Raw genomic sequence first — 13,354 nt, 5'->3', positions numbered from 1 at the left:
ATGCTATGATAGGAACAATATTTTTTCAAGTAACGATGGAGAGGTGGGGGAGATGTGGATGTTAGAGAAGCCCTAAAGATTGGTGAATTGGCGAATAGTACGATTGTGGCCGGGCATGAGGGGGTTGGGCGTCCGATCACCTCTATAGAAGTCATGGAGGTTCCCGAAGTGATTAGTTGGGTGACGCCAGGCATCCTCGTTATGACGACGTTTTATTCCATTCGGCATGATGAACGGAAGCAAGTGGAGATTGTGCGAACGTTAATTGATAAGGAAGCTGCCGGAATTGTGATTAAGCTTGGCCGTTTTGTCGATTCGATTCCAATTGATATGATAGCAATTGCGAATGAGAAGGATTTTCCGATTATCATTATTCCGAAGAGCGTTTCGTATATCAATGTGCTTACCCCGTTATATGAGAAGCTCTATGAAGAAAAACAATTAGTGGATAGTGTGAACAATCCTTTTTCTGAATTTGAGTCCAAAAGCTACACATCCCTTTCGGAAGCATTGAATGAAATTAATGATATCGTTGGAAGCCCTGTTTATATAGAGGATATGTCAGGAGCGCTTATGTATTCTTCAAAAGAATTTCTTCCGAACGGCTGGAGAAAGTCCGATGCTCTTTTCGCAAAGCCAGTATATCCTTCTTATTCTGAAGTGCTGGATGATTGGAAGACGAGTTTAGTGACACGTGACCGGACCATTCTTAAAATAGATGGCTTCCGTGATTGTCTTATTTTGCCGCTCGTATCCAACCAGCAAGTTTTTGCTACGATCCACATTCCATATGTTGAAAGACTGCATTCGATTCACATGTCGTCTAGTCAATTGAAGAAGTTGATTGCGAAGCTGATTGAACTGTTCATGAATGAACAGTTGTATTTGCAGAAAAAGCGGATTGAGCATTTGGAACATTTGGAGGAGTTTTCGTCTCGTGGGCAGGAAGAAGCAGAGTATTTTGTCATGCGTTTTCAAGCAAATTGGACAGAGAAACTCTTCTCTTCCTCTCCCTATTTAATTGATCCTTCTTGCCTCGTTTTAAAAGAACTGCATGGCTTGCTAGAACCATTATCGGATCGTTCAATCATTGTCTTTGAAAAATATTACCACTTCTATGCAGTTGTGCAGTGTAGATCCGACGAGTATTCGATGATACTGGGCCAGTTAGAAAAACGGATGAACGAGCTATACGACGACCTGTATGTTGCAGCGGGACCGCTGCTGGGACATAGCCGACTATTGGACGATGCCATCCGTTTGGTTGATAAAACGATGGAAATCGGTCGGAAATTGCGGAAGGATGAGACGTTTTATACGTACGATAAATTAGGGATTTATGAAATTCTAATTGGGTTAACGGCCGATGAGCATGTGCAAAGCTATGCTTATACATTGTTAAGCCCATTATTGCAAAGCAATAATAAAGAACTATTGGATACGCTGCAAATGTATTTAAGTGAGAATGGGAATATGACCAAGACTTCTGAAAAACTGTTCATACATCGGCGAACACTTACGTATCGGTTGCAGAAGATACAGGAATTACTGAATATGAATATGGATGATGCAGAAATTCGATTTATTCTTCATTTCTGTTTGAAGATTAAACAATTATCAGGATGAATGCTTGTACAAGTCAATACATTTATGATTTTTAAAAGGTCGATGAGAAGGTGACTATCTTCTCATCGGCTTTTTTATATAAATTTGGCAACCCGTCATTCACCAATTCTGAAAAGATGTGCAAAAAAATGAACTGAGCTTTTCACATTTCTTGCATTACGAAGAATAGTTTAAATATTTATAATCAGTTGAAAGGGGTGGTTGAAATGTTGGGAATAATTCGAGTGCTTACAACAGATGACGATAATGTGTTGCTCGAACACGGAAAACGAATGTGGGAAACCCATCAAGTTGAGACAATTACAAAATGTATTAAAGACCAACCAAACGGTATTTACGATAATGAGTCGGAAATGATTGCCATTCCTAAAATCATCGCTCTCGCTAATGAGTTTATGCAACGGGATGAGATTGATGCGATCACAATTAGTTGCGCTGCCGACCCAGGACTTGACGAATTAAGGCGTTTGACCGATTTTCCGATATTGGGTGCGGGTGCCTGTGGTGCCAGGGCGGCTTGTCTCGTTGGCCAGCGCATTGCTGTTATTGGGATTACGGACCACATCCCACTAACGATTGAAAAGGGATTAGGGAATCAATTCCATTCGTATCGCTATGATCCAACGTTACGAAAAACAACTGATTTGCTATCGCCTGATGCAAAAGAGAGGTTGCTTGTGATTGCTCAGGAAGCCATTGCTGAGGGGGCAGACGTTGTTTTATTCGCTTGTACAGGATTTTCCACAATCAGGTTGAAAGATTACTTGGTTACACATATCGATATTCCTGTTATTGATTTAGTGGAAGCACAAGCTACAGTATACGAGCTCATAAAGAGAGGGGAGGAGATAAGATGAACACTAAAACATTTGATTTTCCATTCATTATTTTTTCAATCATCATTTCCGTCTTTGGCGCAATTATCGGTATGCAATTGATTACCTCATTAGGAATCACGCCAAACACATCCATTATCGGGGCGTTGATAGCAATGTTGATCGCTCGGATTCCGATGAAGATGTTTTACAAATACCGCTCGATCGAAAACCAAAACTTAATTCAAACATCTATTTCAGCTGCAACGTTTGGAGCGGCGAACAGTTTGTTGATCCCTATCGGAATTCCTTTTGTTATGGGAATGCCGGAACTTATTGTTCCAATGTTAATTGGTTCGGGACTTGCCCTATTAGTAGATGTTTTCATCCTTTATAAAGTATTTGACTCTAAATTGTTTTCCGCAGCTGAGACATGGCCACCGGGTGTTGCGACGGCTGAGGCACTAAAGGCGGGAGATGAAGGTGGATCCAAAGCTAAATTCTTAGGTATCGGGATTGTAGGCGGGCTTGTCGGTTCGCATTTTGGAATTGCCATGTCAGCATTCGGAGTCGCCTTTATCGGAAACATATGGGCATTGCTTATGTTCGGAATCGGTTTGTTGCTTCGAGGCTACTCAGATTCATTGTTCGGTGTTGACTTGAATGCGTATTATATCCCCCACGGCATGATGATTGGGGCAGGAACCGTTGCCCTATTACAATTCATCTTAGTGCTAGTTAAGTCAAAGAAAGAAAAGAACCCCGGCGACGTTCAAGAAGGAGAGCATATCAATTCACGTACTGACGCTGATATCAAGAAAGGGTTTGGGATTGGATTTGTTCTTTATTTGATAGCGGCTGCCATTTTAGCTGTCATAAGCGGAATTATAGGCGACATGTCTGCGTTCCAAATTGTCATGTTTGTTGTTTTTGCTGCCTTTGCTGCACTTGCCAGTGAGATTATTGTCGGGATTGCTGCCATGCATTCCGGCTGGTTTCCAGCATTTGCTGTCACGCTCATTGCGCTGCTCCTCGGAATGATGCTTGGCTTCCCGCCTGTTGCTCTAGCATTATTAACAGGTTTTACAGCAGCAACCGGACCGGCGTTTGCAGATTTGGGGTATGACTTCAAATCCGGCGCTATTTTACGGAAAGACCAAAAGACTGCGATGGAACTATTTGGCCGAAGACAGCAATTGAAAAGTTCATTAATCGGTTTTGGAGTCGCTATTGCAATGGTTTCTTTGTTCCATAATTCCTTTTTCTCACAAAATCTCGTTCCTCCTGTCGATCATGTGTATGCTGCGACTATCGACAGTGGGTTGAGTGGAAACATTGGTATGCTCTTGCTGTTATGGGCCATTCCTGGAGCAATCATTCAGTTAATAGGTGGACCTAAGCGTCAGATGGGAATTTTGTTTGCGACGGGGCTATTAATAGTAAATCCGATTGCCGGATGGGCTGTTATTGCGGGGATAGTAATCCGTTTCATCGTTTTGAAAGTAAAAGGCCAGGAAGCGGAAAATGCGATGTACACGATGGCTGCTGGGTTTATCGCAGGAGATGCAATTTACAGCTTCTTCACTTCTTTATGGAAAGCGAAATAATGGAGGTTTTAGTATGACAAAACGAAGACTGACAAAAGAAGATGCAAAGAAAGCCGTTTATGGCGGCTGTATATTAGGCGGAGGAGGGGGTGGCTGGATTCATGATGGACTTGCGAAGACCGAGCAGGCATTTGCAATCGGGGCACCTGAGCTCATCACAGTAGACGAATTGCAGGATACGGATTATGTGGCATGTGTCTCTCTTGTCGGAGCCCCATCTGCAACGGCAGCGCATACAGACCGTCTTCAACTCATTTCAACAGTGCAGCGGATGCAAAAGGAATTTGATCAGCCGATCCAGGCGTTGATGACAAATGAAAATGGGGCTGCAACGACTGTTAATGGTTGGCTACAAGCCGCTGCAACAGGACTTCCGTTCCTCGATGCACCGTGTAATGGAAGAGCGCATCCGACCGGTTCCATGGGCTCCTTAAATTTGTCGGAAGTCGAAGGGTATAAATCGATTCAGGCCTTCGCTGGTGGAAAAGGGTCAATGGAAGTGGAAGGGGTAGTGACGAGTACGCTCGATATTTCTTCCAATACAGTTCGTTCCGTTTCCGTCGAGGCGGGTGGTATGGTTGCCGTTTGCCGGAACCCCGTGTCCGTAGAGTATGTGAAAGAGCATGCTGCTGTGGGAGGAATAACACAAGCAATAGAACTCGGAGACGTTTTCTTTTCTGTACCTGAAGGACCGGAACGAATTGAAGCTGTTGCATCCCACTTGCATGGCCGCGTCATTCATTCTGGAACCATTAGCAATTTTGAATTAAAGGCTATCAAAGGGTTTGACGTAGGATTCGTTCAAGTCGACAGTCTAGAGTTGACATTTTGGAACGAATATATGACAGCCGAAATGAATGGAGAACGGAAAGGGACATTTCCGGATCTCATCATGACTTTCGATGCGGAAACTGGCATGCCTTTAGTAAGTGCGGAGCTAAAAGAAGGTCTTGCAATCGCAGTCATCTCCGTTCCGAAAGAATACTTGAAACTAAGTTCAACGATGTCGAATAAGAAACTGCTGCAAGCAATTGAACCAATTGTGAATAAAAGTATTATTTGAAAAGGATGATGAAAAATGTCGTTGAAATATACAATGGAAGTTATTGAATTGCTAGATGACGTGAATGCAAACGGAGAATCAGTAGTGCGTCTATTCGATGGTTTTGAACATTGTACAGCAACATATGAAACCGTTGCGGGACAAGAGGGTTCTACCGACTTTGTCAAAGTTGTCATTAAAGGGACGGAAGGCAAGTCAAGTGGAGGAGACGCGCGTACATTAGGTATTGTCGGCCGTTTGGGTGGACTAGGTGCCCGCCCGCAGCGTATTGGCTTTGTGTCGGACGGTGACGGAGCTGCCGCAGCGGTAGCCATCGCATTGAAACTTGCGAACATGTCTGTCAAAGGGGATCGGTTGCCTGGAGATGTGATCGTCACGACTCATATTTGTCCGACCGCCCCGACGCAGCCGCATGAGCCGGTCGATTTTATGGGATCGCCAGTTGATATCTTAACGATGAATCAGTATGAAGTGGTTCCTGAAATGGATGCAGTCGTTTCGATTGATACGACGAAAGGGAATCGTGTATTTAATCATCGAGGAATTGCTCTTTCTCCAACAGTGAAGTCAGGATATGTCTTGAAATTTGCTGACGAATTGCTGCGCATTATGGAGATGACAACGGGAGATCTACCGGTGACATTTACGGTAACAACCCAAGATATTACACCGTATGGCAATGATGTATATCATATCAATAGCATTCTTCAACCAGCCGTGGCGACGGATGCTCCCGTTGTTGGTGTGGCCATTACGGCAAAAACGGCTGTACCGGGAAGTGGAACCGGGGCAAGTCATGAAGTGGATATTGCGCAAGCTGTCCGATTCTCTATTGAAATTGCGAAAGAGTTTACAAGAGGTCAAATCGAATTCTATGACGCGGAGGAATTCGACCGGTTGCAAAAACTGTATGGTTCTATGAAGCATTTACAAACATTAGGGATTGATAAGTAATGCCAAGTAGAAGTGTAGGTGTTTTGACAATTGGACAATCTCCGCGTACGGATGTAACACCTTCCATAGAAGCGATTCTTGAAAATAGTGTGTCGATTGTTGAGAGTGGTGGTCTAGACAGCTTAACTAATGAAACCGTACATTCTGTTGAACCGGATAAATTTGATACAACTTATATTTCAAGGATGCGTGACGGAAAATCTGTAAAAATAGGCAAAAGCAAATTGTTGCCTTTATTACAAGCGGAGTTGAGTGCGCTTGAAGAGACAGTTGATATCGTGCTTATGCTCTGCACAGGAGATTTCCCGACTTTGCAAACGAAAAAACCGATTGTGTATCCCGATAAAGTGCTAAATCATATCGTCAGCGCACTTCTGCCTTCGGGGTCTCTTGGACTCATCATTCCACTTGAAGAGCAGCGTGAGACATTGATTTCGAAATGGCAACAGGAAGAGTTGAAGATATTTACCGAGGTTGCTTCGCCATATGAGGAAAGTGATATTGCTGGAGCAGCTCGTGCACTACAAATGCAAGGCGTTGATCTGATCGTGTTGGATTGTATGGGATACAATGAACAACATAAATCGGAGGCTGTAAAAGGAAGCGGGCTGCCTGTCCTTCTACCTCGTACACTCGTTTCAAGGGTTATTGCCGAGTATATCGCTGAATAAAACATACTATCAGAATATAAATATCAGCAAAACAGCAGGGACGGCAGTAGACGCGCAAATAGCGAGGAGTCCTGCTGTTTTGCTTGTTTTAGGATTCTATAGCATTTGAGAAAAATCCTATGGATGGGGGGAGTAGTTTGCCAACGATCGCATTACTCGTTCTTAGTTTGTTATGGGGATCTACGTTTTATTTCACCAAATTACTTTTGCCCGAATTCCATCCTATATCCATCGTCTTTTTTCGATGTCTTTTCGGAGCTATCCTGTTAATGCCGCTTTTATTTATCGGGAAAGGCTACAAGGAACTATCACGGAAGAAGATCTACTTGTTAGCGGGAATCCCTCTGCTAAGTGCGGGTGTACCTTGGATAATTATGAGCAGTAGTTTACGCCACTTAGATACGACGGTCAGCGCTGTTTTAAATGCGACTGGACCTATTTTTGGTGTGCTGCTTACGTTGTTTGTAATGAAAGGACATGTAGAAAAGCAGGAAAAAGTAAGTGTAGCGGTTGGATTCACTGGCATATTCATTGCATTCCTCTTTGGTCCTTCTTCAGTGGGTGACGTTCAATTCACCAGTGCGCTTATGTTGCTTTTGGCTGTTAGTTTATACGCATTGTCTGCGGTTTTAACAAATCGATTCCTACACGGCTATTCTGTCGTAACGCTCTCATTTGTTACAATGGTCATGGGGACATTATTTGCAGCCCCTCTAATGTTGTTCATGGAACCTGCAAGCTATAGAGGATTAGGTGAATTTCGAAATGTTTTCTTGTTCTTTATGTTAGGTGCAATCAATTCAGGTGTGGGTAATCTCCTCTATTATTATATTGTGAAATCAAGGGGCGCCATCTTTGCCCTGTCGATTACATATTTAATGCCGATAACGACGATTCTTTTAGGTTTCTTTCTATTGCATGAACCGGTTGGTATTGGAACCCTCATTGCGTTATTGTTAGTTTTATACAGTGTGTTTTTATCGAAACGAAAGGATGTTGAACAATGAATGACTTCCGACAAACAGTTGCTGCGTTAATGGTGAACAACTTTTCACTGGAAAAGAATGTGCGTATTTTAGTGTTGATGGATAGGAGTACAGAAAAAGTAGGGAGGAAATTTGCAGAAGCCTTGAAGGATGACGGCTGGCAAGTCAGCAATCACTGCATGGAGGATCGTGAAAAATCGGGTGAAGAGCCTCCGGAAGAAACAGCAAATGAAATGCTGAATTATGAACTCGTCTTCTGTTTAACGAAGCACTCCTTAACACATACGGTGGCACGTAAAAATGCAAACGCTAAAGGAATAAGCGTGATCACAATGCCCGGCATTACCGAAGATATGTTTTTACATGGTGCGATGTCAGCAGATTACAGCAAAGTAGAAGCAGAAACGAATGAAGTGACGCTAAAACTAACAGAGGCTAAAACGGTTACCATTCGTACTGGAAAGAATTATGAGCTCGTCATTCCAGTACAAGGTAGAAACGGTGTACCAAGCACAGGCGTGTTCAGGGAACCTGGTGCATCAGGAAATCTTCCATCTGGCGAAGCTTACATAGCTCCTCCTGAAGGCGAAGCAGAAGGAAGAATTGAAATCAACGGTTCGATTGCCAGCATTGGCTTACTTGAACATCCAGTTGTCTTGACGATTGAAAAAGGCCGTCTCGTGAATGCAACGGGAACAGATGGAGAAACGTTGCTCACACTGTTAGGCGATGGAGATGGAAGGTATCTTTGTGAACTCGGCATCGGGACAAACCATGCAGCCCGCTTGACTGGTAATATACTTGAAGATGAAAAAGCGTACAATACCATTCACATCGCATTCGGCTCCAATCACACATTTGGAGGTACCATTAAGACAAACGTGCACATTGATTGTGTTACCAAAAATCCAACCGTACTTTGGAATTAACATGTACAATATACTAGTATAATACGAGCCGGCCAATATCTTTTGGTCGGCCTTTTGACATATTAATTGAATGAGCAACTGCCGACTGCAATGCAATAGTTATACAGTGTCCTACACATGAAAATTGAAATTAAATTGTACAAGCTACTCCCTCCATTATATAATATAATAGTTTTTTACTATTTATTAGGAGGGGTAATGTGAAAAAATACTAACAGTCTTCATGTTATTACTATCATTCTTAGTACCTACTATCATTGCATCAGCTGAAACGGTTACTCCGACATTTGATCTGTGGGTCAATAATAAACAGGCGGAGTCGATGCCATTTTACAGCGCCGGCACTTTGTATGTTCCGTTCGGGGAAATTGCAAACAAAATGGGAGAAGAGGTTACAGTTCTACCATCACGAAGAAAACATGTTTCGTTCTTCAGGAGCGGTTTCTCCTCAAGTGTAACAGACGGTTATACCATAGGCATTGTCAATGGCAGCATCGTTCCTTTGAGAACGATAGAAGTGAATGGGCAAACCAAGAACGCTGAGGTGAAGGCGGTTTATAAAGATGAGGAAGTGTATGTCCCTCTAGAGTTCATTGAAGCTGGAGAAGGTTTGACATATCCAGTGGAAGTAATCAAAGAGGGGAACTTAACGACAATTTATGTTGGGGAACTACCTAAGTCTGTAAAGGACTTGAGTCGGAAAAGAACACTTGAAGTAAAAGTGAACAATAAGTTACTCTCAGGTAAATTAAGTCCGTTTGTAAGTGATAGTACTACATATGTCCCGATTCTGGAAATTGCCAAACTGATGGGTAGTGAACCATATGCGATTAAAAATCAAGTTATGGTCCCGTTAAGTGGAATGAAAAGAGCGACGGTAACGGTTGGAAAATCGATTGCCTCCATCTATGATCCCCATGAGAATCGGCAGTCTAATACATGGACGGTTCCGTTGAAAGAAATAATGGTTCATGCAAATCCTGTCATTGTAAACGCGAAAGCAATTCAAAAAAATGGTCACGTTTTCGTTCCCTTAGAATTCATCTCTTCTACGAGTGGTTTGAATTATGAAGTGAAAACAGTTAAAGATCAAAGGAAGACAACCATCTACATTGGAGCGCTTCCTAATTCTTTACAGGAACCGATCAATCAAGTCGGCTATGCTACTCAAAGGGTCGGTATGGTCTCGGCGCCTGGGAAAATTTATAGTATGAACGCAGTCGTTAAGAATCAACAGATTCATATTGACGGAGCTCAAGGAAATTGGTATAAGATCAAAATGGGCAAGCATGTCGGATACGTAAAAAAAGATCATATCCAACTTGGGAAAACAGCGGCAAAAGGAAAAATGTTTGCCGACGGATGGGTTGCACCTACGTTGAAATCTAAATGGAGTAAAGACCCGGAAGTCAATCGAAGAACACTTGAAAATGAATTGGGCTTTACTCATGATGGCGCTGTTTTTGACGTGTACGGGATGGTCCGGGCAATTGAAGTCATCCAAAATAGCAGCAAATCGCAAGAGGTCGGTATTCAATTTTATGGCTGGCAGTCCCCCGATGCGGAACAATCGTATCGCATCCCGATTGTCTCAAAAGAGTTGTTTAAACTGTATTTCGGAAAAGATGCAGACCGCGTGTGGAATTACTTCAATCGAAATGATATCCCTGACAAATTCACAGCCAACGGAAGAACCGTGAAAGCGCAATTTATTAAAGCAACCGGCTCGATTTATTTGGAAGTGGGTCATAAAAAGTAATACTGACAACATAATGGAGTAGAGATAAATAGAAACAGCCAACTGTCAAAATCCAGTTGGCTGTTTTGTTGAAAATGTGGCAGCTCGAACTACCAGTATTCATTATCTGCTCAATCTATTATCTGGCGTCACCAAGCGTTATGGAACATAACAAAACACTTTCAAATAAGATGATAGTTTGACCAATCATGCATATCTGCTTTTAAAGTATTTATTTTCATTCAAGATTGTTTAGTCTTACTAACTCTTTTTTTAAGTGGATACCCATTTTGTTTACCGTATACTGTATTGTTGGCCATACCGGGCATAGTTGCCGATATAATCTTTCGCAGGTGTATAGGAATCTTGGATAAGTCTTACAGTAAGGCTTGATACATAATGCCCGTACAAATTTACCGGAACTGAGTCATATAAGTTATGCCCGTCAACAACCTCGAGAACTAATTCCCCGAGATCATATTCTCCGTTGCCGTCTAGATCTAAGTAAATGCTATGCTCATCGTTACCATTTGCATTCGTATAATTTTTAACTGACGCTGTTATGCCGGTAGTGAATGTCATGTAATCATAACTGTACAAAGGCGTTATCAAGTGAGATGGTATACTGTATCCGTTTAATATGATTTCAAAATCGTTTGCATCTACTGTATTCCCATCCATTGTCTTACTAAAAGTGAGTATAAGTGAACTGTTGTCATAGCCGCTGACTGAAGCAGAGGTGAATTCTGGTTGATTATAAAAGTCGTTTCCGAGTGTAATGTATTCGCTTACGGCATGGACCATACCATTTCCGGCATTATCTCGAATATGGTTCACTGTAAATGCAGCTGTTTTAGTTGAAATACTATTAATGGGTATATGGACTATTACAGCGACAGATGTCGCTTTATCGGACGAACCAGACAAGATGGATGTCGATACATAGGAGTTTGACGGTAATGAACGGCCATCCCATGTATAGTTATAGATGTCTTTCACGCTGTCCAGGTTAACACCGCTATTTTCATCGGATATTGTAAATGTAACAGTTTGCATGTCCCATTGTACCTGACCGCTTGCAATCCCGTACACTCTCGGGGGAATTGTGTCCTGATTGAAGTTCAGGTTCGTTGAGTATAGAGCTGTACTATAGCCAGCCGTGTCTTTCACGTCAGCATCAATATAGAGTACGCTATTGTACATATTATTGTAGATGGATGACTCGCCCGATAAGATCACTGTTCTGGCATTCCAGCCTGCTGATGCCGTGAGCTGGGTGACTGAGCCATTTGCATGGACGATTCTAGCTTTGCCTGCGAATGAAGAGATGTCCATGTCTTTATCGTATGTTACTTCGATCTTATGGTCAGCTGTGACTTTTGCATTTGTTACAGTTGGAGCATTCTTATCAGCGACAACTGTAATAGTTGTTTCCACCGGATTTGGAGATGTCGAATTGCTGTTATAATCCTTCACATTTGTCACGGAAATTCTTGCGGTCGCGCCTACTTGAACTGCTGTACGTGTTGTAATGTCTAAACGTTTAGGGTCTGTCGGATTGTTCGTAATCGTAGCAACGGTATTGTTGACATAAGCGGTAGCACCTGTTGCATTCACAGGCTCATCGAAAAATAGAGAAAACGAAGTCGTCGATGTTTTTGCCGAGGCAGAGCCGGACACTAATCTAGGTGCTATCGTGTCATGTAACTTCACGGTTGCCGTGTACTTATCAAGCGGTTCGTTTGTTGTAGATTTAATAGAGTCTGTTGCCGAGAATGTATACTCGCCATTGAAAGTCCCACTTGCTGTAATCGTTAATGTTTTCCCGTCTGTTGATAAAACACCCGTAAGTTGTCCGGGATTCGAAGCCGACCCGGTGTTTGTTGAGAACGTGATATTCTGAACGACGTTCCGACCATCCACGACAGTTGACTTCGAAATTGGGGTTGCAAACGTCACTTCAACCTGTTTAGCGTTAAGCGCTTTCACTTCCTTAATGTAATGGGTGCCTGCTTTTGATTCGAATTTAATAGTGATGGTTTTTTCTACTTTCGCTCCACCTTTTGTCAAGGTCACTACATAAAGCCCCGCTCGTTTGCCCTTGGTCACCTTTGCAACAACACCTTGTTCCTTGATGAGGGAAGTTGCATACGTTTGGACAGCGGCTAATTTTTGCTCATCCGTTGCATTGTCTCCATATGAAATCTCTAATGTACCACCTGTAACTTGGAAGTAGGCTGCATCTAATGCTTTCTGGTTTGGATTGGATACTTCCGGGACAGGCTCTGGTTCCGGCATTGGTTTCGATCCTTGTGTCGCAGCTTCACTTCTAAAAAGGAAGGAAGCCAATTGTCCGCGTGTTACAAATGCATTTGGCGAGAAGGTTGTTGGCGTAGTTCCGGACGTAATATTGTTAGTGTACAATACTTGAACGAAGCTTTTATTCCAGTTACTAGCACTGATATCATTAAACGGGTTGTTCTGTTCACCTTGTGACTTAAGATTAAACCCGAGGACAAGCATTTTAGCCATCTGTGTTCTTGTCAAGTTGTCATTAGGCTTGAATGTGTTATCTGCATAACCTGAAATGATTCCCGCTTCAACCAGCGCTGCAATGGCTCCATAGTATGGGTTATTTTTGTTGACGTCTTTGAACCCTGGATCCTTCACATTTACTGTGTCTAGTCCGAGTGTCAGCGCTAAGAATTTTGCTGCATGCTGCCGACTGATACTTTGGCCCGGTTTGAATGTACCATCTGGGTAACCACCAATAATACCCCGTGAAGACAAATCCATAACGGCCTCATAAAAGTGGTGGCTCGGGATATCCTTAACATCCGAGAATGTTCGTGTCGCAGCTTCCGTATTGGCTGGTGCAACCGCAACGATAGCTCCTCCTGCTACTGCTGTCACCAGCGTCGCCTTGAATAGTTTTCTGTGATTTAACTTTTTCATTTTAAGCCCC

Annotated in this window: 10 protein-coding genes; 9 read left to right on the top strand and 1 reads right to left on the bottom strand. The window is 42.7% G+C overall.

Features of this window, described 5'->3' with window-relative positions:
- Window positions 1–54 precede the first annotated feature (54 nt).
- From ACR65H_RS00635 to ACR65H_RS00595, 9 genes are all read left to right on the top strand, one after another.
- On the top strand, window positions 55–1,626 hold the full coding sequence (locus ACR65H_RS00635; RefSeq protein ID WP_440498124.1) for a PucR family transcriptional regulator: 1,572 nt from the start codon (window positions 55–57) through the stop codon (window positions 1,624–1,626).
- 206 nt (window positions 1,627–1,832) lie between these two features.
- Window positions 1,833–2,483, top strand: a complete 651-nt coding sequence (locus ACR65H_RS00630) for an aspartate/glutamate racemase family protein (RefSeq protein WP_440498123.1) — start codon at window positions 1,833–1,835, stop codon at window positions 2,481–2,483.
- Window positions 2,480–4,048, top strand: a complete 1,569-nt coding sequence (locus tag ACR65H_RS00625) for an OPT/YSL family transporter (protein ID WP_440498122.1) — start codon at window positions 2,480–2,482, stop codon at window positions 4,046–4,048. Before ACR65H_RS00630 ends, ACR65H_RS00625 begins: the two co-directional genes overlap by 4 nt.
- Window positions 4,049–4,061: 13 nt before the next feature.
- Window positions 4,062–5,111: an S-methyl thiohydantoin desulfurase family protein gene (locus ACR65H_RS00620; protein ID WP_440498121.1), complete on the top strand. Its 1,050-nt coding sequence runs from the start codon at window positions 4,062–4,064 to the stop codon at window positions 5,109–5,111.
- Window positions 5,112–5,126: 15 nt separating this feature from the next.
- Entirely contained in the window at window positions 5,127–6,065 is a 939-nt protein-coding gene (locus tag ACR65H_RS00615) for a DUF1177 domain-containing protein (protein WP_440498120.1), read from the top strand.
- Window positions 6,065–6,736: an AroM family protein gene (locus tag ACR65H_RS00610; RefSeq protein ID WP_440498119.1), complete on the top strand. Its 672-nt coding sequence runs from the start codon at window positions 6,065–6,067 to the stop codon at window positions 6,734–6,736. The genes ACR65H_RS00615 and ACR65H_RS00610 overlap by 1 nt, the downstream gene beginning before the upstream one ends.
- 137 nt (window positions 6,737–6,873) lie before the next feature.
- Entirely contained in the window at window positions 6,874–7,743 is an 870-nt protein-coding gene (locus tag ACR65H_RS00605) for a DMT family transporter (RefSeq protein WP_440498118.1), read from the top strand.
- Complete coding sequence (locus tag ACR65H_RS00600; protein WP_440498117.1) at window positions 7,740–8,651, top strand: aminopeptidase; 912 nt, start codon at window positions 7,740–7,742, stop codon at window positions 8,649–8,651. Before ACR65H_RS00605 ends, ACR65H_RS00600 begins: the two co-directional genes overlap by 4 nt.
- A gap of 223 nt (window positions 8,652–8,874) precedes the next feature.
- On the top strand, window positions 8,875–10,410 hold the full coding sequence (locus ACR65H_RS00595; protein WP_440498116.1) for a stalk domain-containing protein: 1,536 nt from the start codon (window positions 8,875–8,877) through the stop codon (window positions 10,408–10,410).
- 273 nt (window positions 10,411–10,683) lie between these two features.
- Here the strand turns inward: ACR65H_RS00595 and ACR65H_RS00590 are convergent, their stop codons facing one another.
- Complete coding sequence (locus tag ACR65H_RS00590; RefSeq protein ID WP_440498115.1) at window positions 10,684–13,344, bottom strand: S-layer homology domain-containing protein; 2,661 nt, start codon at window positions 13,342–13,344, stop codon at window positions 10,684–10,686.
- Between the last annotated feature and the right edge of the window lie 10 nt (window positions 13,345–13,354).

The organism is Sporosarcina sp. SAFN-015, assembly GCF_059415085.1.
The sequence above is the reverse complement of the archived record's forward strand: the minus strand, read 5'-3'. Positions and strand labels throughout refer to the sequence as shown.